The following is a 21,284-nucleotide window of genomic DNA, read 5'->3' on the forward strand; positions in this document are numbered from 1 at the left end:
CGATGGAAGAACTGCAAAAAGAAGCGGAGCGAAAAACCCGCTGCGTGCTCGTCGGAGAGCCGGGCAACGATCTTCGAGAACTCAAAAGCCTTATCGACACGCTCGGCATGGAAACCGTTTCGGCGATTACGCTTTCGCGGCTTGAAGTGCAGCCTGCATACGGCATGGGCAAAGGCAAAGCCGAAGAAATCGCATCGGGTGCGAAAGAATGCGAAGCGGACTGCATCGTCTTCGACTTTACGCTCGAGCCGACGAAGCAGCGCAACTGGGAAAAGCTTTCGGGTCTGCCCTCTTTCGACAGGGAAGAAGTGATTTTGCGCATCTTCGCTTCGCGCGCGCAAACGCATGAAGCGGTTTTGCAAGTCGAACTCGCCCGCCTCGAATATTCGCTGCCGCGTCTCGCACACATGTACGGCGATTTGGCCCGGCAAAGGGGCGGCAATTACGGCGCGAAAGGTTCGGGAGAAACGCAGCTCGAACTCGATCAGCGCCAAGTACGGGAAAAAATTTTCCGCGTCAAACGGGAACTCAAAAGCGTCGCCGCAGGGCGCGATACGCAGCGCAAGCGGAGAAGCAAAGTTTCCGTTCCGTCGTGCGCGCTTGTCGGCTACACGAACGCCGGAAAATCAAGCCTCTTGAACGCGCTTACGGGAGCGGACGTATTCGTCGAAAACAAATTGTTTGCGACGCTCGACCCGACGACACGACGCATGCGGATAAAAGACGGGGGCGAGGTTTTGCTTACCGACACCGTCGGCTTTATCTCCAATCTTCCGCACACGCTCGTCAACGCATTCAAATCGACGCTCGAAGAAGCGGTGCGCGCCGATCTTTTGCTCATCGTCATAGACGCTTCGGATGCGAATGCGGAAAAGCAATACGAAACCGTGTGCCGCGTACTCGGCGAAATAGGAGCGGTCGAAAACGAGCGTCTCATATTATTAAATAAAATCGACGCGCTCGAAAAAGACGGCGGAAGACTTGCCGAACTGCGCGCACAATTTCCCGATTCTCTGTCCGTAAGCGCAAAAGAAAAGACGGGCTTCGACGAACTCAGCGATAAAATCACCGGCGCTGTGTTCGGAAAACGCTGCAAATGCGTGCTGCCTCAGGACAAAAGCCCGCTCCTCGCCGACATACGCAAAGGCGGCCGCATCCTAAGCGAGCAATGGCTCGAAGACGGCGTACACGTAACGGTATACGCGCGAGGAAAATCACTTGCCCTCATCGCGCCGTATCTGGTAGAGTAACGTATGCAATCGATATTAAATCGCGTGCTCGCTGTCATCGCTTCTCTTTTGGCGGCGGCAATCGTCATCGGAACGCTCGTGTCGTTTGCGCTGAAAAAAGCGCAGCCCGGAAAAAATATCCGCACTCCCGACCCGTCCCCGCTTGCCGTTTCGTCGATGAGCGCGCCCGACAACACAAAGCTCGACGCCTTTACCGGACTCGGAAGGCTGCGCGCGGCGACAAAGCCCGATCCGAAAAAAGCGGCCGGCGGAACTCCCGTCGTCGTCACTCCGTGGTTTCCCTATCCCGCAGGCGACAGGGCTTTTTACGAAGAGCTTTCGCAAAAAAGCACGATCATGCGAGCCGTCATCACGGAATATTTTTCAAAGTACACGGAAGACGAACTGCTCTCACGCGGTGAAGAAAAAATCAAAGCCGACCTGCTTGCAGCGCTCAACGAACGCCTTTCGCTCAACAAAATTCAAGCGATCTATTTTTCGGATTATCTTTTTATCGAATAGATAAAATAGATGAAACTATGGTCACGAGTAAAAAATTATCCGGCACGGCGGCGCTTATATTTTTTATATATTGCACGATCGCACTTTCTCAAAACGCACGAGACCCCAAAGGTGCGCGCCCGTACCGCAGTATGCGTATGAGAGCCGTCATACGCCGAAACGAAGCGCACGAAAGAAGCGGAGGGGGGGCGTGGGATTGGGATTGTCGATCGTCAAAAGCATTATGAGCGCGCTCGGCGGAACGGTGCGTGCCGAAAGCGAAGCGGGAAAGGGATGTACGATCGTACTCGCCGTGCCGGAAGCGGCAAAAGAAACGTAAACGCGCGACAGAGTCCGCTAAAAATCAAAGCGCGTTTTTGGAGATTCTTTTACTTGATTTTAAAATAATTCACTGTGCGTGCCGACCCGTAAAGCGGTCAAAACTAAAATATCTTCTTCTTTTTTATAAATTAAAACCACATCGGGACGAATATGACAGTCACGGCATCCCTTGTAATTACCAAGCAAGGGGTAATCTTGATATTTTGTTTCGAGCGTTTCGCCGTTCAAAAGTTTATCGATAACGATATCGAGTTCGCGGATAATTTTTTGATCGGTAAGTTTACGATAATCTTTTTTAAATTTCGTCGTATACTCAAACCGATATTTCATTCCGCCAGACTTTTTTTTGCTTCTTGCCACGAAGCAAACGGAACCCTGTATCCGTTTTTTATTTCATCGTGTATGACGTCCGCTTCTTTTATCGCCTGCAATGTTTCGTCGTTGCAGATATCCAAGCGCACGTCAAACGGAAATCCGCCCGCTTGTATGGACTTTCGGAGAAAAACATTGATCGCCGTCGTTAAATTGAGACCGAGAGCATTATACAGAGACTCGCTTTGTTTTTTTATATCGGAATCCATTTTTATACTGAAAGTAGACGTCATCGACATAAGTCTTATATCTCCCGTACTCATTTATATATTAACTATACGGCTATTGCACCGCAATTGCAAGGGGCGGTCGAGAAAGTAACCGACTTTTGAGACAGCCCCTATCGCAGCAGGCCGAGCGGATTTACCGTCTTCCCGCCTTTAAAAACCGTAAAGTGCAAGTGCGGTCCCGTGCTCAACCCCGTATTGCCGACACGGCCGATACGCGTGTTCATGTCGACGTTTTGTCCGCGTACGACGGTTACCGCACTCATGTGACCGTAAAGCGTCCGATACCCCGAATGATGAGAGATGATGACATAATTGCCGTAAGTTTCGTTGTAGCCGACGGCCGCGACGCGACCCGGAAGTGCCGCATACACCGACGTACCGTGAGGAGCGGCCATATCGATACCCGAATGAAAGGTACGCGAGCCGGTAAAAGGACTTTTCCGCCATCCGTAATACGACGAAAGCCAATAGCGTCCGTGCAGCGGCCGCCTAAACAAGTCTCCGTTGATTTCCTGTTTTGTAACCCAATCGAGCTCCGCGTCGGGAACGAAAATCGTAACGCCGGAATCCATCGCCGCCGTTTTGGAAAGCGAATTGACAAGCGCACACTTATCCGCGCTCACTTCGAATTTCGCTGCGACCGTTTCAGGCGTTTCCCCGTTTTGCTTGACCGTATATAAGATGCCGGGCATCGACGGAATCTTCAAATACTGCCCGACCTGCAAAAGACGCGATTGACGGATGGCGTTTACGCTGATGATCGTATCCTGCGTTACGCCGAACGTATCGGCAATGACGCCGATCATATCGCCCGATTTGACGCGGTAAGTAAAATACGTAAGCTCCTTTGCCGACGCTTCGCTTTCAGGAAGCAACGCGGCAGCGGAAGCGATATCTTCATCCGAAGCAGAGGAATCGGCAATCGAGAGGACATCTTCGGAAAATTTCGGAACGCCCGGCGTTTCAAGTCCGCCGACGCCGTTTTCGGTACGTATGCCGCCCGCAAGAGCTGCAAGTCCGGCGCACACGGCGGCTCCGAAACAAAATGCCGCAATGCTGCGGAACACGAGCCGCCCGCCCTGCGAGGGGATGAGCGTATACAATACAGCGCGTAACTTTTTTATCATAGCATCCGCCGTTTTTTTCAAACCGTATATGAACATACTGTACCTCAAATTACCGCAAATATCAATCGAGCGTCCGATTCGCCGCCGCACTTCCGGCAGCAAGCCTGCCCCTTGTGCGGAAAACTTCACGCTCGTTGCAAGTGCCGCGGCAGCTCGTCACTTTTTTCCGATGCCGACAAGGTAAGTTTCAAACGATTCGGAACGGCACGCGGAGGGTTTAAATCCTTTCGCCGATTCGAACATGCCGCGCATCTTTTGCAGCAGCGCCTGTTGGCTGCCGTTTTGAAAAATCTTCACCGCCATATTGCCGCCGGCTTTCAGCATCGACTCGGCATACCACAGTGCCATATCGACCAACTGCTCCGAGCGAGCCGTATCGACGATGCGATTGCCCGTTGTAAGCGGGGCGGCGTCGCTCACGACGATATCGTAGGGTCCGAGCGATCCTATCTTTTCTCTGACCGCTTTTTCATTCAAATCGCCCTGAATAAAGGTTAAATTATCGCCCTTGACGTTTTTTGCAAGCTCGTTCAAATCGCATGAAACGATATGCCCTTCCCCGTTAAACTTCCGCAGCAAAAACAGCGTCCAGCTGCCCGGTGATGCGCCCAAATCGAGGGCATTGCAGTTTTTCGGATTCGGAATAAAATCGAATTTTTCGTCGATCTCCTGCAGCTTGTATACCGACCGCGCGGGGTAGCCCTCGGAAAACGCTTTTTTCGACCAAAAATCCGGCTCCGCATAAGCCTTCGATTGTTTTGCAGACATATCATATAAATTTCGGCAAAAAGCGGATATTTCATGAGAGACGGTAAGCCGTTCTTACAGCTTTTCGACGTTTGCTTCGCCCTGTCCGTGCCGTGAGCCTTGCGCGCGGCATTCACACCGGCTGCGATTCGTTCATCAAGTTTCCGACGGCATCGATCAATTTCAACGGCGTCAAATTGTACGAGCATGGAAAGCGTTGAGATGCGATGCCGTGTGCGAGGACTGCCGTAAGGGCCGCATCTTGGGCGCCGTATCGCTCGGCGAGCAGCGCGCAGATGAGACCTGCAAGCACGTCGCCGCTTCCGGCTTTTGCGAGACTTTGATTTCCTTCGACGCTTACAAATACGCCGCGCTCCGACGCGATTACCGTATTCGCGCCTTTGAGCACGAGCACGATATGCGGAAAGCGCGCGGAAAATTTTTTGACGATTTCGATCCTGTCGTCCGCAAGCTGTCCGATCGTATAATCGCCGAGCGCACATAACTTCAAAAGCGATTGAAATTCTTTCGGATGAGGTGTCAGTATAACCCTCGTGCGGCGCTTCGAAAGCACATCGAGCAGTTTTACAATATCGCCGTAATAAAATGCGTCGGCGTCGAGCACGATACCGGCACCTTTGTACGCTTCGAGCTTTGCGCATACGTTTTGAAAGGCTTCCGCCCGACCGCGCCCGAATCCGCTTCCGAGTAAAATCGCAGTCGTGTTTTTCGGAAAGGATTGTGCGATCATCAAATCCGGCGGCAATTTAAATCGAGATGTCGCTTTCTCTTCCGTTTCGATGAGCGTCGCAAGCCCCGCACCGAAACCGAGCGCCGCGCTTCCTGCGATAATCGCAGCTCCGGCTTTTTCTCCTGCAGCGATCGCAGCGTGTCCGAAGTTTCCTTTGTGTACAGATTTTTTTGTCCGCACGGGAAGACGCATATCGTCCGCTTCGAGAAGGTATAGGTCGGCTGCGGCATCCTCTTCAAATACGAGAGCGCTTACGCCGATACCGTATTTTTTAATAATTCCGCAAAAGTCCTTAGCCGCGTCTCCGAAATACGCCGCTTTGAGCGCACCCATCGAAACCGTTACGTCGGCATTGAACGCAAGCGGCCTATGTTTGTATTCGGTCGAAACCGCGCCGCGCTTGTCGATGCCGCTCGGTATGTCGCACGCAATGCGAAAACACGAAGCATTATTGATTTTATCGATAAGAGCGGAAACGTCGAGCCTGAGCGTTCCGTGAAAACCGGTACCGTATAGACAGTCGACGACGATCGCAACCGATGTAAGCAGCTTGAAAAATGCCGGTCGGCTTACCGGTTTTATACCGGCTGCAAGCGCCGCATCCCGCTCCCGTTTGCAGTTTTCCGTTTTCGCGTCACAAGCGGCGTACACCGCAGCGGGAATATCGCCTGCGAGCCTGCGGGCAAGCGCATAACCGTCGGCACCGTTGTTGCCGCTTCCGCACACGATAAGCACATCGTTCGAAGATACTGTCCCGCGATGTGCAGCACTTGATGTGCTCGGCCGTTCCGTTCGATACACCGGCCGTTTTTCGTAAGCCCGTACGGCATTTCGATCATAGAGGGCTTTCCGTACTTCACTTTCAAGCGCGCTTGCCGCGTTTTCTATCATCACGTCTTCGGTGATGCCGAAAACTTTATGCATGCGCTTTTCAAGCTCTTTTACATCGATAAAAACCTTTTGCATATTCGCACTCCCGCAAGCCGGCGGCACCGATTATATTATTAATCAATAATCATTCTGAAAAATCGTCTTGCACTCATTTTTGCTTTTTAAAAATCGTCGGCTCGGAAAAATCGTGACCGTCTTTGTCGGTCGGAATATGCGAACAGCGAAGTGTAAGCGTACCGTTCGTTTCATCAAACGAATATAAAATCCGCCACGTCTTTTCGTCGTCGGATTCGCTCTTTGAATACCCCGTATCCGTCCCCGATTTTTCGACGGTAAAAACGATGAGCGCCTGCGTCGCCGAATACGTTCCCTTCCAATATCGGATATCGAGTGCCGCCTTTTGCATAATCGTCATCATCTTATCTTCGTTGATTTCGATCGTCGTCGTTTCGCTCGTCCCCTCGTATACCCACGTACCGTAATATTTCGGAGTAAGCGAATTCTGTATATCTTCTCCGATTCTTTTGCCGGTTTCGCCCATCGCTTTGCCGAAGGATTTGAACGCGTCGGCGGATTTTTTACCGAACTCTTTCCATTCCCGTTTTACGGAAGAATCCGAATCGGCTGCGACCGGCAAGCCAATGACAAACAACGGCACGATGACCGCAATTTTAATAATTTTAGATAAACGCATAATTGCCTCCGCTTATTTAAAAAATAACAATCCCGCTATGCCGAGCGGAATCAGATAGCACGCAAACCATCCGAGTTTTCCTTTTTTAATAATTTTCATGAGAATCGACAGGGACGCATAGCCGACGACGAAAGAGGCTGCGCAGCCGACTACAATCGGCAATACCCCGATCGATTCCGACATTGTATCGAAGTCTTTAAGCTCGAGGATAAAAGCACCGAGGATCGCCGGAATCGAAACGATAAACGAAAACTCACCCGCATCCGCACGACCGACGCCGGAAAGCAATCCGCCTGCGATCGTAGAGCCGCTCCTCGAAATGCCGGGCAGCGTTCCGATACCTTGAGCCGCTCCGACGATGAGCGCCTGTTTCCACGAAACGCCGGTTGATTCTTTTACGCCCTCTTTCTTTTTGCTCGCATATTGAGAAAAAAGCAAAATGAGCGCAGTAACTATAAAGAGCGCGCACACGAATCGTATCGAAAGCGACGGCAGCATTTTTTCCGCAGCGATGCCGATAATACCCGTCACAAGCGTTGCAACGATGACGGCGGTAACCGTTTTGCGGGAAGCTTCATCGTTTTTCGTCAAACCGCTTTCGCCCGAAATACCGGGAACGACGGGACGCCGCGCGATCATCCTACCGAGCGCGCAAAAAAGTTTCAAAATGCTGCGTCTGAAATAAAGCACAACGGCAGCGAGTGTTGCAAGATGCAAAAATACATCGAATAAAAGCGGCACATCGCCGAGCGAAAACAGATGCTGCGCGACGGCAAGATGACCGGAAGAGGAAACCGGTAAAAATTCCGTTACGCCCTGAAGCGCACCGAGTAAAAAGCTTTGTAAAATCGTCATAAATCCATCATAACAAAAGAGAGGAAAGATGTCATGAGCGATATCGACGATACACGGTGACGACACGGAAAAAGCGCGTGTTTTCGTCTCGCCGTACATCGCGTGCATTGTCACCGCTGTAAAAATGCACTACAATGCTTCGTATGCATTTTGACATCATCGATACCCTGTATTCCCTGCCCGGAATCGCCATCGGGCTCACGCTGCACGAATACTGCCACGCACTCGCCGCGTACAAGCTCGGAGACGGGACGGCAAAAGCGGACGGAAGGCTCACCTTCGATCCGATCAAACACATCGACCCGATCGGTTTTTTGTTTATCGTCATCGCGGGTTTCGGCTGGGCAAAACCCGTTTCCTTCGACCCGCGGAATTTGGCGCATCCGAGACGGGACAGAGTCATCATCGCGCTTGCGGGCCCGCTGTCGAATCTTGCGCTCGGTATCGTCTCTCTTTTTATTGTAAAATTGTTCAGTCTTGCGGGCATTCACATTTCGTCTTTGCCGCTGTTCGCCGTGTATCGAACCGTTTTTTACGTGATCCTGTATACGGCGACGATCAATCTCGGATTGTTTATTTTCAATATTTTGCCCATCCCGCCGCTCGACGGCAGTCACGTATTTTTTTCGGGGATGAACCTCAGCAAAGAAAAAGAAGCGCGCTTTATGCAATGGGGCACTTTCGCTTTGTTCGCCCTCATCGCAGCCGAGCGGGCGACAGGCATCGACTTTATTCCTATCGGCGCCTTTGTCAATAAAGTCGTATCGTTGGTGTTGTGAGCCGTATATTGCAAACTATCCGACGGAACGCTTTTGCGCTGCAACGCGGATATTTTGTCCTGTAAAACACAGTAATAATACAAGTGTTTTATTCTTCATTTTATCCTGTACGTACATCGTGCGATACGTTTTCTTTTAGCTTGCCTATAAACGGGTACGGCAGCGCTTTAGAAACCGTCCAAAAAACTTCAGCTTTCGGACAGTTTCTTTGATCTACCGGTATTTTCGGCACCTACTCTAAATATCCCCCGAATAGCCAACCGACGGTATCGGGGCTGATATCTTTTCCCGTTACTTTTTTAGCTCCGTCTAAAAACTTTACTTTTACCCAATTGCTCTCTATGTTATCGATTGTTTGCTTTTTGCCGACTTTTATTATTTGTACACGCGAGCCGGTAGCAGCTTTCAGCATCGGAGTTCCTTTTTCCATCGACGGATCGGCACGTAATACGGCCGGAATTTTTACAGCCATTATTTGATTTTTAGATTTTACCTGAACTTTTTTTATTTTTTCAGACCCGCCGATATTCGCTTGCACCTTGTCTTTACCGGCGGTTGCTTTATCGGGGCTCGTGTTTTTTCGTAGGAATTAACGGTTCCGACATTATGATTTTGTCGCCGTAATCCGAAGTGCCGTCGGCGTGGCGGGGCCAAGTAACTTTTGAAAGATCGCAAGTATTATTTTTTATTAAGTTTTCATATTCTTTAAGGGTTGCTTCATTTATCCTGCAGAATGTATGAATAAACACGTCATCGATATAAAAATCAAGATAATCCCCGTCAAATTTTAACATAAATATATAATCTTTATTTTTCTCAATTTTCGGTAACTTAATAATAAATCTATTTATGTCATCTATATCATCGCAAATCACGTCCAGTAATATGATATTGTCATAAGATTTAAGATTTTGTATAGTAAAAAAACCTTCAGCAAGGTCTCCAATGTGGATACATCTGCTTCTTTTAATTTCTTGGTAGTTTTCATATATTTTATCTTCAAAAAACTTAATTTCAAAATCAATATAGTATAAATCTCTCCAATAATATTCTACCAAATCTTCAGCATGCTCATCTATCCAATAATAATTAGTTTCTATCAAAGGAAGTTTTGCAATTAAAGTGTCTCGATCATGTGAACGTATTACAGAAAAATACTCTTCCAAAACCCATTCTTTTCCATTTAAATTTTGCCAAATATCGGAGCCATACAACTCCGTTAAACTTATTAATAATAGTAAAAATGAAAAAAGTTTTATTTTAAATCCGTGCATTTTTATCCTTTTCTCCTTTATAGTTAATGGATTTCTTAAATATTTCAATCTTCCGTTATTTGATTCTGCTGATTGTCTAATAGTATATTGCTGTTCCTTTGTCTCCCCTCAGATCTAACCCCTCATGATGAAATTGATACCGCGCTTTCAAATAGTTTCCGGCAGCAAGATAATTTCACCCTCTTCTATCGCTCAGCCAAATACCTCCCAAAGCACCAGCCCGTTGTCCCCGCGGCAATAGCTTTCCCGTCCCTGTCTTTCGCACCCGCCTGAACTTCCACTTGCACCCAGTTGCTTGTAATGCCGTCGATGGTTGCCTGTTTTCCAAGTGTTAGAATTTTTACCTTTGTACCGGTAGACATCACGGCGAGGACGGAAGTGGTTGCCGCTTCCCCGCTTCGGAGTTTGAGGTTTTCTTTGACAGTCATAGTTTTGTTTGAGGCGACGTTGGTAGTTTGAGTAGATGAAATTGCCGCCGGCTTAGTTGGTGTGTGTGCTTTTTTACTGCCGTCGTAGTCGCATGTGCCGTCGGCATGGCGGGGCCAAGTAACGCGGGAGAGGTCGCAGGTATTCGTTTGAATTAGATTATTGTATTGATTCAATGTTTCATTATCCACTTTACAAAAGGTATCATAATAGTCAGTTAAATTATTGAGATAAACTTCAAGATAATCTCCGGCAAACCGTAAAATTATCGTACATTCATCTTCCTGTATCGGCCAACTTGAAAAAGGTGATTTATTTTCATTTTTTTTGCAGTTGAACGTTTTTACAACATTTATATAAAAACATCCGTTTTCATAGTTGATTTTATTCATGTAGAATGATAATAAATCTAATTCTTTCCCCCAAGTTACGCATAAATTATCTTGGTCACGATATAAATCTTTTATAATGCAAAAAGTAGAAAAACAGTCCTGCTCATCCCATTGTATGGTTTTCTCTTCTAATTCATGATAAAATGTTAAAGCTTCAATATTAGCAAAATATTTCTTTATACTTTCTTTGTTTTCAGTATGCAGTATTTTAAGGCATTTTTCCGGAATCCAGAAAGAATCATTCTTTTCAAGAATCCTATCATATAAACTTTTCTTAGGAGAAGCAAAAGTATTTAAACTTATACAAATCAAAACTATGTAAAGTAATTTTTTTTTCATGGTATAACATGTCCTTCTTTACAAGTTCTGCCGGTTACAGGAATAATAGTATGTTCATCGATTATTACAATTTTTTTGAAAATGCGATGTTGTAACTCGCGATAATACAGCGAGTTACAACTCATCAGTGTCTCGAAAAAATCGTTAAAGGTGAGTTTTTCGAGATGCCCAAATGTATTGTCCTACCTTCCGAACAATCCTTTGAGTGCGCCGGCGGCTTTTTGTACGGCGTCGCTTCCGGCTTGGCCTGCGAGCTGTTTGAGTATGTCCCGCTGCGCTTTTTCGAGCGCGGCGTTCATATCGCCGAAGTTCGCTTCCTGCAGTTTGATGCCGTTTTGAATATCCGTAAGCTTTGCGATTTCAGCTGAGACGCCGCCCGTCTTTTCGGCAAGCAGTTCGTTTACTTTTTCGCGCGCGGAAGCGGTGAGCGACGTCAATTCCGAAGCGAGCATGCTTTGGAAAATTTCGGCAAATCGTTCGGCCGCGTCCGTGTCGATCGACAGCACAATGCCCGATTCGAGCGCATAGCCTGCGGTAAAGCCGACTTTGAGCGCGGTAAACCGTTCCGTCGCTTTGCGGTAGATTTCGTATACGGGAGCGGGTTCGAAAGACGGAGTCGCGATTTTCATACCGCGCATATCGAGGGCACCCTGCACGCGAAAGCTTCCGTCGTCATCGCCGAGTACGGTACACGAAAGGGCGGACGAGCGTGCGGCAAGCGAATACGCGTCGTCGATTTTCAGCGAAAGCGGAAAACCCGATCCGCTGTACTTTGCGGACAAAAGCGGATTATCCGTTTTGCGTCTCCCGTCGATAACGGCGCTTATCGCGTTGTCGATTCCTTTAACGGCGAAAGCGGCGGAAAGCTCTGCGGGCTTTCCGCGCTTGTCGGGATCGCTTGAAACTTCTTTTGCCGACACGCTCCAGTTTGCACCCGAACCGTACGCGTTTTCGATTAAAAACTTCGGAACGGTATCGTTTTTATAATAGATATCCGTACCCTTCATGCGTCGTGAAACTTTTTTCGCTTTCTTTTTTGCAGGCTTCGGAGCAGCTTTGCTTTTAAATTGAAGCGCCGTATCGATCCCTTTTTGCACGTAGGGATAATACGTGCCGAACAAATTGTACATAAACGCCGTGAGCACTTTGTTGAAGACGCCGCCGATGCCGTCGTTTTTGAGCGTTTTGAATTTGGCGATCTCTTTGTCGATGAGCGCTTTGTCGGACGCGATCGCAGCCCCGATTTCTTTCGAAAGCCGCTCGGCCGTTTCGGTATCGCTTTTGAAGTCCGCGGCAATTTTTTCAGTCTGCGTTTTTATGTTTTTTCCCTGCACGACGGCGGCGTTGATCGCATCGAGCGCTTCTTTTAATTTTACGGGATCTTTTACGCCCGCCCAATCGGTTTTGATAAGAGTATCGACGGAACTTGAAAATTCGCGAATCGATTTTTCCATCGACTGGGGCGTATCCTTCCACTTTGCGACCGTCTCTTCGATCGCGGTCTTTGTGCTTTCCGCCATCGCCGGAGATTTCAAATTGCTTTCAACGTTTTCAATAATCGTTTGAGGATTGTATTCGGCAAAAGTGTCGGAAAGCGTTTTTTGTACGTCGGCAAGGAGCGCCTTTTGCATGTCGGCGATGCGGCTTTCGTTTTGTTTTTCTTCGCGCTTTTGTTTTATCGGAATATAGCCGGACGTTTTCCGTTCGGTACCGATGAGCACGTCCGCGACGGTGATGTTTTCCGCGTCGAATTTGCCGCACAGCAGTTCGGTCAAATTGAAATCGAACGTGATTTCCCCGACTTGAAAGATGTTTTTCATCACATCGTTTTTGTTTGCCTGCTGCAAATCTTTTATCGTAAGCTTTGCGCCGAATATTTGAAAATCGAGGTAGCCGATGTCGGTTTTTGCTTGGAAAGCGCTTTGCATTCCCGCGACGATCGCGCGCTTTACGATGATGTTTTTAAACATACCGACAACGACGCAAACGGCGACTATGGCGCCGACGAGGGCCGCAAGCGGGATAAGCTTGATGCCGAATTTCTGCTGCCGTATTTCTTTTGCGATAGTTTTAAGGCGGATAAAATCCGCTTTGACGATTTCCGAATTTTTCGGGATGCGCACACTGTCCGTTTTATCCGCATCGGCGGTAAAATAATTATTAATAAATTCTTTATCCGCCGCTACGTATATTTTTTTCAGTATTTTCTTTTCGAATTGTTTTCGCGTATAAGATTTTTTTAACAATCCGGGAAGTTTTTTTGCGGGAACGGTTTTTTGCGTTTTAGCGACTGTCGTTTTCATACTTACACAAGCTCCGACGCCTTTGCGGCTATTTTTGAAATAATCGGCAGCGCACCGATCGCTTTTCCGATTTTGCTGTTTTTGACGGCGCCTGCGATGACCGTGCGCCACTGTTTAATCAGCAGGATTGCAAGAATAAAAAGCGGCACATAGCAGACTATGCCGCAGACGAGAGAACCGCACACGATCGTATTGTTGAATCTCGTAAAACCGACGAACGGAACGTCAAGCAGGTATGAAAAAATCGGTTCGAGCGGAGCAAGCGTAAGAACTGCGTAGCCGGTTTTATGGAAAAGCGGGTCGAGCAAAGGAGCAGCGAGAGAGCCGAGCGCCATTGCGATAAGGTACGCGCCCTTGTTGATCCGCATAAATAAAAACAGTACGACAAGCAAATACCACAGCAGATTGTCTTTCGGCATAAATCCGAGTATGAGCCCGAGGCAAAGTGCGTTTGCGATTTCCGACGGCTTCGAATTCGAATTGAGCGCGCGGAATAATTTGACGATATATCCGATCATCGGATTCATCCAAATGCAATAAATTGAATATTTTATTAGAGCAAATGTCGAATTTTATTAAACCCCGACGGGCTGCCGAAAAAGCGACCGGCTTTTAAGACAACCCCTATGCCGCTAATTATTTAAAACAGCCGCGGCAAGTTCCGCGCCTTTTTTTTCGAGCGCTTGTAAATCCGCTCCTGTCGGAACTCCCTGCCATTCGTACTGTTCGAACTGTTCCCACTTGAGCGGCGCCGAAATTTCGTCGTACTCCTTTTTTGCGCCTCCCGACCAGCCCCAGCTTCCGATGCGCAGCGCTTTTTTCCCCGTGATGTGCTTACGATTGAAGAGGTCGAGGATGTGCACCATAGCGGGAAAGAGTTTATATTCGTATGTCGGAGCGGCTATGACGATGCCGCGGGAACGGAGAGCGGCTGCGAGCACGTGCGAATCATCGGTTCCGGGAACTTGCAAAAAATCGACTTTGATAGAAGCGTCGACCGTTTTGATGCCGCGCACAATGGCTTCCGCGCCTTTTTTCGTATTGCCGTACATGGACGAGCAGATGACGCAGATTTCTTTTTCACCCGCTCCCGTCGTATTGTACGAAGCGAAGCGTTCGTAGGCGGCGATGATCCGTTCGGGATGCGCTCTCCAAATGATGCCGTGGCTCGGCGCAATCGTTTTGATTGCAAGGTTTTCGGCGCGGAGCTTTTCGATCGCTTTTTTGACAAAGGGGCTGAAGCTCGCAACGATCGTCGCATAGTAACGAAGACTTTCTTCTTCGAACGATGCGAGTTCGCTTTCGGAGAATTCGTCGTCGAACACGCGCTCTCCGGTCGTGCCGTAGCCGCCGAAAGCGTCGCAGCTGAAAAGCGTTCCCGACGCCGCATCGAACGTACACATCGTTTCAGGCCAGTGCACGTTCGGTATTTCGTAAAACGCAAGCGCTTTGCCGCCGCCGAGATCGAGCACGTCGCCCGATTTTACTTCGCGGATCTTAAGAGAGGGACATCCGTCGGCCGCTTTGATAAAATTCTTTACGAGAGCCGCACCCTTTGCGGTCGCGACGATTTCGACGTCAGGGTTTTGCTTTATGAACTCGGGTAAAAATCCCGTGTGATCCGGCTCAAGGTGATTGAGGACGAGGTAGTCGATTTTTGTGCCGCCGTCGATTTCGCCGAGCTGTTTTTCCAAGAGATCGACGGCTTCACGCCAATCGGCGGTGAGATCGATCAGCGCGTTTTTTTCTCCGCGCACAAAATACGAATTGAGCGTCACGCCGTTCGGGATCGGCCAATAGCCTTCGAATAACGGCTGATGACGGATATCCGAATGGATGACGGAAATATACGGTGCAATTGAAACAATACCCATGCCGCTATTTTAGCAATGAAACGTCATGTAGGCAATAAGAGTATTTTCTCGTACGATGAGCAGCGTTTGAACGATTATCTTCCGTCATTCATCCGTTTCGACAGTATGACAAAAAGAGTTCGAAGTGTCGTAATTCATTTTAGCGTTGACACATCGCGCTTTCAACTTTACTATAACGGTAGTATCGGCTTATCGTGCCGAAGTTCAGTATCAGGAGACTTTCATGGGAGTGCCCCTCGCAGAAAAATGTAAAAAATATTTTGCCGAACTTACGGAAGCATCGCGCGCAGCTGCAAAGATCGATGAAGAAAACGTATATCAGGAAGCAAATCCTCTGACGAGGAAAATGATGGATGAACTCTTGTCGGAAATCATGCTGCCGGGTTCGGGAATTGTCAATATCGAAAATTTCAAAGCTTTTTACCGTGCGATAACCGAAGAGGGCAAAAGCGGTCTCATTTTGATGGAACACTATACGAACCTCGATTTACCGGAAATCTGCTATCTGCTCGACCGTGAGGGAGAAATATGGGCAAAGGATCTGTCAAAACGGATCGTCGCTGTCGCCGGCATGAAGCTCAACGAAGAAAGCCCGATCGTGCGCGCGTGGGCGGAAGGCTTTACGCGAGTGGTCATCTATCCGACGCGTAGTCTCGACAAAGTCGCAGCGAATGCGCAGTCGGAAGCGAAAATCGAAGAAGAAAAAAAGCGCGCGCGCAAAATCAATTTGGCGGCGATGCACGCTATGGACGATTGCAAAAAAAGAGGACAGGCGATTCTCGTATTTCCGAGCGGCACGCGCTACAGGCCGGGCAAACCCGAAACGCAGCGCGGACTGCGCGAAATCGACAGCTATCTGCGCCTCTTCGACGTCATGCTGCTCGTGTCGATCAACGGCAACTGCCTCCGCATCAATCCGGAAGCCCCCGACAATATGATGATGGATTTAATTGAAAACGATAAAATTACGCTGTCGGCGTCTCCCGTCATCGATTGCAAACAGTTTCGGCGCGACGTGCTCGCGAGTTTGCCGGAAACCGAAGAAGACGCAAAGCAAAAGATCGTCGACCGCGTCATGGCGATTTTGGAAGAGCAGCACGAAGCGGTAGAAGCAGGGCGGAAATAACGCTGCATTGCGCGCGGGCGTCCGCAGAGCGCGAGGGGCGCGGATGTGCGGAAGGTGCGTGCCGACGATGAGCGGCAAAAAAACGTGCGTACGGCACCTGCGTGGATAAGGCAGAAGGTTTTGAAAAGGATTATTCTTCTGAAATTAAAACAGCATTATTTCTTTTATCGGAAATGATAATCGGTTCGGAATATACTGACCGGTTTTATCGAATTATGTACTGTTCTAAAGGGGGTTCCTGCTATTATTGTTTTAACCTGTAACCGGGTTTATTCCGCACTTACAAAAGAGCTTGTTTTGTTTGCAATCTTGAAAACTGTATTATGTCTTATTTCTTTTATAAAAAAAGGTATTCACTCGCTTGTCTATTCTATATTCATTAACTGATAAAATAAATGGTAATAAGACAATAACGCTCGCTATTGAGATAAAAATAAGGAAACCTACATTAATAGGTTCCTTTGTTAATATTATTTTCGTATCTTTTTGAGCCTCGTTTATTTCATCCAGTGTTACTATTTTCTTTTCATTGTCTCCGTAAATTTTAATAGTATTTTTACTTTTTCCTTTTAAAGAGTAATATTGTTCAGTTAATAACGGACTCTCATATCTGACTTGATAAGAATCTAAAGAAAAACCAATAAAAATTATTAAATAAAAAAAGCATGCAAGAATGGAAAAAATAATTAATTGATCTTTAGAAATTTTTTTTAAAATTGCTTTGGTATAATTTATTTTTTTTACTTTATCAATGTCTGTGATTCTATATGATATATTGGTATATTTTTTTAATAATTCATCACTTTTTATTGTTTGCAGTTTTTCATTTTTTACTTTCAATAAAATTTTTATAATAACAAATTCTTTTTTCTTTAATAGATCCCATCTGAAAATAATACTATTTTTATCTTTTGAAAGAATTATTCCACCAGGAGAATCAATTATTTCCGCATCTATTAATTCAATTGATTCATTAAATGAAATTTTCATTGGTTCATATATTATTGATTTATCAATATCTTTTTTCCCATTATTTTCAATTATTGTTTTAAGAATAATTACATTATCTGATATTTCTTCATCATTGTATAAAATTTTCAAATGTTTTATTTCTTTTATCCTATTTGAGAAGATAGACTCTGCTTCAACTTGCCAATATCTTATTTTTTTATTACTAATTGTAAAGAATGTTAAAATAATACTACATATAGTTACAATTATACCTATTCCTGATAATAATGTTCCTACCATTTTTTCTCATTCCTTTATTATCACTACGCCACTAACGTGTTCCTCTAACATAATCTCTCTCCTCCATCATCATAGTCAGTTTTCTCTAATTTGCCACGCCTTGAAAAAAATACGGAACAAAACAGCGTCCCTCTCCTCCATAACAAAGGCAGGGAACGCCGCGCATTCAACAAACAGCCGGTAAGCTGATATTTGCCGGCCTTTGCTTCTTTTACTTCGTCAACACTGCCATTCATAGTCAAAACTCACTGCCGGAAAGAACAAAACTATGCAAAAACCGCTTGCTTATATTCCATAATTGCAACTTCTTGTCCGAATGCAAAGCAATTATCTGCCCGATTATAAATATTTTGTGTTGTATGCTCGTCAAGATAATATTCTCCGCAGTTGTCACAAATTTTTTCCGGAACATTCCGGAAAATAACTGTCGCATTGCCGCGAGTAAGTACAACTTGTGTAAAACCCTCTTACATCTCTTCGAGCTTGCAAATCGGACATTTCATATTAATTTCTCCTCTTTGTGAAATAGAAGTCCATCACAGTGGATGAGAAATCCTTAATTAGTCAGTGATTCACGTATTACTTCTTGCTCGACTGCTTTTTGTATGAATTGATTTAATGATATACCTTGCATTACCGATAACAGTTTCGCCTTTTTATGCAACTCCGGCGCAATACGAACATTAAAACTGCCTTTGTATGATTTCTCTATTCTTTTACCGCTCGCTTTACATAAAATTATGTAATCATTTACAGCTTCTTCAAAGGCTTGTTTCAATTCACTGACCGTATTTCCTTCAAAAGACACCAGATCGTCAATGCCTTCTATTTTTCCGAAAAAAATTTCATCAGCGGCATTGAAATGAACGGAACCTATAAAATCTTTATACTGTAAGATATCTTTCATATTAATCCTCTTGTTGTCAGTTCTTCTACAAGTTGCTCTATTTGGTATTGTTTTAATACATTTTTCGGATGCGGTTTATGAAGCCGAATAATGTGCCCTGTTTTTTCATTAAAAAACGCTACTCGAGAACCTGACGTTTTCCCACTTTGACTTTCTTTATAGCCCAGTTTTCCTAATAATTTCCTTAATTCATCATATGTAAAATCAACCGGTTTATTTAAAAGCCTTTTTATAAGTTTTTCTTTTTGGCTCATATCTAATAATACTCTATATATGTTATAATTGCAACTGTTTTTTGGTTATAATTATAATCTACTATATAAATACCAAAGAATTGTATGCGTGTCGAGCAAATACTTCATTACAATTCTAGTATATAATAAATTCATAAAATTTTCCAGATCTTATCGGTGTAAGAAGATGGCAGGCTTGACCCGCCGTATAAAAGCACTATGTTATCTAATTTTTCTTATCGTTAATAAATAATAACAGAGATTTCTGAAACCGCGTACCGATTATTCATTCTTCAGGTATTTTCTTTTGGGGACACTGCGACAACAAACAGATATCTTCCAAAATCCTATCATCTATGCTACACTGCAGTACGCAAGGGAGAACAGCTATGAGTACGGCAAACAGAAAATATAAAGACTCGGTATTTGTTGACTTTCAGTGAAGATGAAAAGGCAAAAGAGAATTTTTTGTCGCTGTATAATGCCTTGCATAATACCAATCTACAGCTTTCATGCCCGGTAGAAAACATAAAGCTTGATAATGTCATGTATATGAACATCATCAACGATGTTTCCTGCCTTGTCGACAATAAGATTATCGTACTTGCTGAACATCAGTCTACTATAAACGAGAATATGCCTCTACGCTTTTTGCAGTACATCGCAAGACTGTATGAAAAACTGCAAAAACCAACCGACAGGTATTTAAGGGCACTATCAAAAATACCGACACCTGAGTTCTATGTCTTTTACAATGGATTAAACGACTACCCTGAAACTACAGTGTGAAAACTATCCGATGCTTTTATTGTAAAACCTGAACAAGTGCCGCTGGAGCCTGAGGTAAAAGAAAATCGCGGGAGGTAATCAATATGTTAGTGGCAGAATATGACTATGATACGGATATTGCGGTACAAAGAGAAGAAGCAGGCAAAATAGCCTTTGCCAAAGGGATATCTCAAGGCTCTCGCCAAAAAGCACTCGAAACAGCAAAAAATCTCCTGCATTTTGGACTATCACGAGAAAATATCGCACGAGTAACCGGCTTAACCGTACAGGAGATAGAAACGCTGAGCTAACGAATAATGGGGAATTAAAAATTTTACCTTACATTCGCAACCGCAAAGCTACAGAGACTTTCCCTATACAATAAAATAATTGCTCGTTATCCGATACCTTTTTTATCGTATATGAACGGGAAACCACCGGAGACGGCTCTTACCGGAAAGCACTTGAAACGGAAAAAATTATGCTCGAGCGAAACTATCCACCGGCAGAAATTTGTCTGATGACGGGACTTTCCAAATCTGAAATCGAAAAGCTATAATGCAATCGGTCGATGATAAAACTTACCGCTGACCTTTTCCGCACTGCCGGATACCGTTGCTTGTGAAAATTATATGCTATTTTTTTCCAAAAGATATAATCCATGTTGTAGATTTTTTTCTTTATCAAAGCAATCCTTAATTATTGAGTAATATGTATCATCATTATATTCAAAATTTCTGAATAATGAAAATGCTATTAAATCAGCAATTTGTATAGAGCGAGACATTTCCGAATCTAAAAACAATGGAACTTCTGAAAAATTGTTTAACTTTTCTTTCCATTGATTTCCCAGCGTTTGATAAATCTTTGACCAGTTCTGATATTGATTTTCCATTTTTGATTTATCAAAAACGGCTAAACCACGTGCTGATTCTTCATTCTTTAGGTATTTTCTTTTTAAGAATTTATCAAACCGGCTTGTGATTTGTGTAAACAGATTCTCAGGTACATTTTCTGTTGAGTTATCAATTACTGCACCAAAAAGAATAAACTGACGAGGATAGTTATTTTTTACGTAATCAAGGCATTCCCTTAAAATGGATTCTCTATTTTCTTTTGGAAAACTTCTCCATATACCTCTTCCGCTTCTTATAGGACTTGCATGTAATTCTAAATCTGCCCTGCCTATATATTTTAGCATAATATCATCTACAGCTTTTTGAATCCAATATGTTTGATTTTCAAAAGTTGCAAAGCCAGCTAGAACACTATATTTTACATTTGGGTCTGAAGTTACTCCTGAATCATCGACGTATAGTAAATACATGAAAATCCTCCAGACAAAAAAAGAGAGCCAAGCGAGAAAACTCGACGCACCGCTTAAAGGCAGCACTCTTGACCCTACTTCAAAATATACACATATTTCATACTAAAGTCAATATTTCATATTTCGTTTTAATTTTCCGCCCTGTGGCAGTTCCATCCGACACTTCATACCGATCCCCTCACCCAACCTGCCGCACTCTTCGCTGTTTCCCCCATCACATAAAAAATCCCCCGCCGGAAACCCGACGGGGGATTAAAGATTTTACCTTACAAAAGTACCTACTTTCCTATGTACTTTACGACACGATATACGCTGCCCGGCGTATAACCTACCGCCGCCTTCCATGTTGTTACGCTCGCAGGAGCAACGGCAACACAAGCACGTGCGTCGCCGGCACGCTGCTTCATTGCGGCAGTCATAATATTCCCACCTGTATTATCCCCTTACTCTTTCACTTTTGCAAACCCTTTTATCCGAACGACTCGGAACACCGCACCTTTCATATAAAAACAGCCGGCAAGCATCCGCTTACCGGCCGTTGCTTCT

Annotated in this window: 23 protein-coding genes and 2 pseudogenes; 6 read left to right on the forward strand and 19 right to left on the reverse strand. The window is 45.4% G+C overall.

Annotated features, from left to right (window positions below):
* Positions 1-2: 2 nt before the first annotated feature.
* The 3 genes from hflX (at position 3) to HMPREF0860_RS14115 (ending at position 2,070) form a co-directional block, all read left to right on the forward strand.
* Positions 3-1,250 carry a GTPase HflX gene (gene hflX / locus HMPREF0860_RS06855; protein ID WP_038080448.1) on the forward strand — a complete coding sequence of 416 codons (1,248 nt, stop codon included), beginning with the start codon at positions 3-5 and terminating at the stop codon, positions 1,248-1,250.
* A gap of 3 nt (positions 1,251-1,253) precedes the next feature.
* Entirely contained in the window at positions 1,254-1,751 is a 498-nt protein-coding gene (locus tag HMPREF0860_RS06860) for a flagellar basal body-associated FliL family protein (protein ID WP_021329484.1), read from the forward strand.
* Between the two features lie 190 nt (positions 1,752-1,941).
* Positions 1,942-2,070, forward strand: a complete 129-nt coding sequence (locus tag HMPREF0860_RS14115; RefSeq protein ID WP_021329457.1) for an ATP-binding protein — start codon at positions 1,942-1,944, stop codon at positions 2,068-2,070.
* A gap of 59 nt (positions 2,071-2,129) precedes the next feature.
* On the opposite strand, the gene HMPREF0860_RS06870 is transcribed toward HMPREF0860_RS14115, so the two are convergent.
* The 7 genes from HMPREF0860_RS06870 to HMPREF0860_RS06900 form a co-directional block, all read right to left on the reverse strand.
* Complete coding sequence (locus HMPREF0860_RS06870) at positions 2,130-2,402, reverse strand: type II toxin-antitoxin system YafQ family toxin (RefSeq protein ID WP_021329539.1); 273 nt, start codon at positions 2,400-2,402, stop codon at positions 2,130-2,132.
* Positions 2,399-2,707 (reverse strand): type II toxin-antitoxin system RelB/DinJ family antitoxin, encoded by a 309-nt coding sequence (locus HMPREF0860_RS06875; protein ID WP_331270932.1) that lies wholly within the window; start codon positions 2,705-2,707, stop codon positions 2,399-2,401. The genes HMPREF0860_RS06870 and HMPREF0860_RS06875 overlap by 4 nt, the downstream gene beginning before the upstream one ends.
* Positions 2,708-2,784: 77 nt before the next feature.
* Positions 2,785-3,801: a M23 family metallopeptidase gene (locus HMPREF0860_RS06880; RefSeq protein ID WP_231364271.1), complete on the reverse strand. Its 1,017-nt coding sequence runs from the start codon at positions 3,799-3,801 to the stop codon at positions 2,785-2,787.
* Between the two features lie 156 nt (positions 3,802-3,957).
* Positions 3,958-4,569: an SAM-dependent methyltransferase gene (locus HMPREF0860_RS06885; protein WP_021329422.1), complete on the reverse strand. Its 612-nt coding sequence runs from the start codon at positions 4,567-4,569 to the stop codon at positions 3,958-3,960.
* A 112-nt stretch (positions 4,570-4,681) separates the two neighbouring features.
* Entirely contained in the window at positions 4,682-6,265 is a 1,584-nt protein-coding gene (locus HMPREF0860_RS06890; RefSeq protein WP_021329453.1) for an NAD(P)H-hydrate dehydratase, read from the reverse strand.
* Positions 6,266-6,338: 73 nt separating this feature from the next.
* Entirely contained in the window at positions 6,339-6,884 is a 546-nt protein-coding gene (locus tag HMPREF0860_RS06895; RefSeq protein ID WP_021329397.1) for a hypothetical protein, read from the reverse strand.
* A 12-nt stretch (positions 6,885-6,896) separates the two neighbouring features.
* Positions 6,897-7,739: an undecaprenyl-diphosphate phosphatase gene (locus tag HMPREF0860_RS06900; RefSeq protein ID WP_038080454.1), complete on the reverse strand. Its 843-nt coding sequence runs from the start codon at positions 7,737-7,739 to the stop codon at positions 6,897-6,899.
* A gap of 143 nt (positions 7,740-7,882) precedes the next feature.
* On the opposite strand from HMPREF0860_RS06900, the gene HMPREF0860_RS06905 reads away from it, so the two are divergent.
* Positions 7,883-8,518, forward strand: a complete 636-nt coding sequence (locus HMPREF0860_RS06905; protein WP_038080399.1) for a site-2 protease family protein — start codon at positions 7,883-7,885, stop codon at positions 8,516-8,518.
* 232 nt (positions 8,519-8,750) lie between these two features.
* On the opposite strand, the gene HMPREF0860_RS06910 is transcribed toward HMPREF0860_RS06905, so the two are convergent.
* The 6 genes from HMPREF0860_RS06910 to HMPREF0860_RS06935 all read right to left on the reverse strand — a co-directional run bounded on the left by HMPREF0860_RS06910 (position 8,751) and on the right by HMPREF0860_RS06935 (position 15,126).
* Positions 8,751-9,056 carry a hypothetical protein gene (locus HMPREF0860_RS06910; protein WP_021329540.1) on the reverse strand — a complete coding sequence of 102 codons (306 nt, stop codon included), beginning with the start codon at positions 9,054-9,056 and terminating at the stop codon, positions 8,751-8,753.
* 22 nt (positions 9,057-9,078) lie between these two features.
* Positions 9,079-9,792 carry a hypothetical protein gene (locus tag HMPREF0860_RS06915; protein WP_021329531.1) on the reverse strand — a complete coding sequence of 238 codons (714 nt, stop codon included), beginning with the start codon at positions 9,790-9,792 and terminating at the stop codon, positions 9,079-9,081.
* Positions 9,793-9,977: 185 nt separating this feature from the next.
* On the reverse strand, positions 9,978-10,949 hold the full coding sequence (locus HMPREF0860_RS06920) for an SH3 domain-containing protein (RefSeq protein ID WP_021495605.1): 972 nt from the start codon (positions 10,947-10,949) through the stop codon (positions 9,978-9,980).
* A 182-nt stretch (positions 10,950-11,131) separates the two neighbouring features.
* Positions 11,132-13,252 (reverse strand): TIGR03545 family protein, encoded by a 2,121-nt coding sequence (locus HMPREF0860_RS06925; RefSeq protein WP_021329529.1) that lies wholly within the window; start codon positions 13,250-13,252, stop codon positions 11,132-11,134.
* Between the two features lie 2 nt (positions 13,253-13,254).
* Positions 13,255-13,770: a TIGR03546 family protein gene (locus HMPREF0860_RS06930; protein ID WP_021329383.1), complete on the reverse strand. Its 516-nt coding sequence runs from the start codon at positions 13,768-13,770 to the stop codon at positions 13,255-13,257.
* Between the two features lie 114 nt (positions 13,771-13,884).
* Positions 13,885-15,126 (reverse strand): FprA family A-type flavoprotein, encoded by a 1,242-nt coding sequence (locus HMPREF0860_RS06935; RefSeq protein WP_021329452.1) that lies wholly within the window; start codon positions 15,124-15,126, stop codon positions 13,885-13,887.
* Between the two features lie 223 nt (positions 15,127-15,349).
* Between HMPREF0860_RS06935 and HMPREF0860_RS06940 the strand changes: the two genes are divergently transcribed.
* Positions 15,350-16,252: a lysophospholipid acyltransferase family protein gene (locus tag HMPREF0860_RS06940; protein WP_021329508.1), complete on the forward strand. Its 903-nt coding sequence runs from the start codon at positions 15,350-15,352 to the stop codon at positions 16,250-16,252.
* Between the two features lie 321 nt (positions 16,253-16,573).
* Here HMPREF0860_RS06940 and HMPREF0860_RS06945 read toward each other — a convergent pair whose 3' ends face one another.
* From HMPREF0860_RS06945 to HMPREF0860_RS13585, 4 genes and pseudogenes are all read right to left on the reverse strand, one after another.
* A complete protein-coding gene (locus HMPREF0860_RS06945) occupies positions 16,574-17,503 on the reverse strand; it encodes a hypothetical protein (RefSeq protein ID WP_021329486.1) in 930 nt (309 codons plus the stop codon).
* Positions 17,504-17,769: 266 nt separating this feature from the next.
* Positions 17,770-17,952: pseudogene (locus HMPREF0860_RS14240) on the reverse strand (YgiT-type zinc finger protein); the annotation flags it as partial.
* 107 nt (positions 17,953-18,059) lie between these two features.
* Positions 18,060-18,410 carry a type II toxin-antitoxin system HicB family antitoxin gene (locus tag HMPREF0860_RS06950; protein WP_021329492.1) on the reverse strand — a complete coding sequence of 117 codons (351 nt, stop codon included), beginning with the start codon at positions 18,408-18,410 and terminating at the stop codon, positions 18,060-18,062.
* Entirely contained in the window at positions 18,407-18,664 is a 258-nt protein-coding gene (locus HMPREF0860_RS13585; protein WP_021329496.1) for a type II toxin-antitoxin system HicA family toxin, read from the reverse strand. The genes HMPREF0860_RS06950 and HMPREF0860_RS13585 overlap by 4 nt, the downstream gene beginning before the upstream one ends.
* Before the next feature lie 368 nt (positions 18,665-19,032).
* Between HMPREF0860_RS13585 and HMPREF0860_RS06955 the strand changes: the two are divergent.
* Positions 19,033-19,722 (forward strand): annotated as a pseudogene (locus HMPREF0860_RS06955) (Rpn family recombination-promoting nuclease/putative transposase).
* A gap of 317 nt (positions 19,723-20,039) precedes the next feature.
* Here HMPREF0860_RS06955 and HMPREF0860_RS06960 read toward each other — a convergent pair.
* The gene (locus HMPREF0860_RS06960; protein ID WP_021329451.1) at positions 20,040-20,738 is read right to left on the reverse strand and encodes a DUF3800 domain-containing protein; all 699 of its coding nucleotides are present in this window, start codon (positions 20,736-20,738) and stop codon (positions 20,040-20,042) included.
* 278 nt (positions 20,739-21,016) lie between these two features.
* Complete coding sequence (locus HMPREF0860_RS13800) at positions 21,017-21,157, reverse strand: hypothetical protein (protein ID WP_021329408.1); 141 nt, start codon at positions 21,155-21,157, stop codon at positions 21,017-21,019.
* Positions 21,158-21,284 lie beyond the last annotated feature (127 nt).

Source organism: Treponema socranskii subsp. socranskii VPI DR56BR1116 = ATCC 35536 (assembly GCF_000468115.1).
GTDB lineage: Bacteria > Spirochaetota > Spirochaetia > Treponematales > Treponemataceae > Treponema_D > Treponema_D socranskii.

Bases quoted from the DNA above. Each gene is read 5' to 3' on its own strand.
- hflX (WP_038080448.1), top strand. From the start codon at position 3: ATGGAAGAACTGCAAAAAGAAGCGGAGCGAAAAACCCGCTGCGTGCTC.
- HMPREF0860_RS06860 (WP_021329484.1), top strand. From the start codon at position 1,254: ATGCAATCGATATTAAATCGCGTGCTCGCTGTCATCGCTTCTCTTTTG.
- HMPREF0860_RS06870 (WP_021329539.1), bottom strand. From the start codon at position 2,402: ATGAAATATCGGTTTGAGTATACGACGAAATTTAAAAAAGATTATCGT.
- HMPREF0860_RS06875 (WP_331270932.1), bottom strand. From the start codon at position 2,707: ATGAGTACGGGAGATATAAGACTTATGTCGATGACGTCTACTTTCAGT.
- HMPREF0860_RS06880 (WP_231364271.1), bottom strand. From the start codon at position 3,801: ATGATAAAAAAGTTACGCGCTGTATTGTATACGCTCATCCCCTCGCAG.
- HMPREF0860_RS06885 (WP_021329422.1), bottom strand. From the start codon at position 4,569: ATGTCTGCAAAACAATCGAAGGCTTATGCGGAGCCGGATTTTTGGTCG.
- HMPREF0860_RS06890 (WP_021329453.1), bottom strand. From the start codon at position 6,265: ATGCAAAAGGTTTTTATCGATGTAAAAGAGCTTGAAAAGCGCATGCAT.
- HMPREF0860_RS06895 (WP_021329397.1), bottom strand. From the start codon at position 6,884: ATGCGTTTATCTAAAATTATTAAAATTGCGGTCATCGTGCCGTTGTTT.
- HMPREF0860_RS06900 (WP_038080454.1), bottom strand. From the start codon at position 7,739: ATGACGATTTTACAAAGCTTTTTACTCGGTGCGCTTCAGGGCGTAACG.
- HMPREF0860_RS06905 (WP_038080399.1), top strand. From the start codon at position 7,883: ATGCATTTTGACATCATCGATACCCTGTATTCCCTGCCCGGAATCGCC.
- HMPREF0860_RS06915 (WP_021329531.1), bottom strand. From the start codon at position 9,792: ATGCACGGATTTAAAATAAAACTTTTTTCATTTTTACTATTATTAATA.
- HMPREF0860_RS06920 (WP_021495605.1), bottom strand. From the start codon at position 10,949: ATGAAAAAAAAATTACTTTACATAGTTTTGATTTGTATAAGTTTAAAT.
- HMPREF0860_RS06925 (WP_021329529.1), bottom strand. From the start codon at position 13,252: ATGAAAACGACAGTCGCTAAAACGCAAAAAACCGTTCCCGCAAAAAAA.
- HMPREF0860_RS06930 (WP_021329383.1), bottom strand. From the start codon at position 13,770: ATGATCGGATATATCGTCAAATTATTCCGCGCGCTCAATTCGAATTCG.
- HMPREF0860_RS06935 (WP_021329452.1), bottom strand. From the start codon at position 15,126: ATGGGTATTGTTTCAATTGCACCGTATATTTCCGTCATCCATTCGGAT.
- HMPREF0860_RS06940 (WP_021329508.1), top strand. From the start codon at position 15,350: ATGGGAGTGCCCCTCGCAGAAAAATGTAAAAAATATTTTGCCGAACTT.
- HMPREF0860_RS06945 (WP_021329486.1), bottom strand. From the start codon at position 17,503: ATGGTAGGAACATTATTATCAGGAATAGGTATAATTGTAACTATATGT.
- HMPREF0860_RS06950 (WP_021329492.1), bottom strand. From the start codon at position 18,410: ATGAAAGATATCTTACAGTATAAAGATTTTATAGGTTCCGTTCATTTC.
- HMPREF0860_RS13585 (WP_021329496.1), bottom strand. From the start codon at position 18,664: ATGAGCCAAAAAGAAAAACTTATAAAAAGGCTTTTAAATAAACCGGTT.
- HMPREF0860_RS06960 (WP_021329451.1), bottom strand. From the start codon at position 20,738: ATGTATTTACTATACGTCGATGATTCAGGAGTAACTTCAGACCCAAAT.
- HMPREF0860_RS13800 (WP_021329408.1), bottom strand. From the start codon at position 21,157: ATGACTGCCGCAATGAAGCAGCGTGCCGGCGACGCACGTGCTTGTGTT.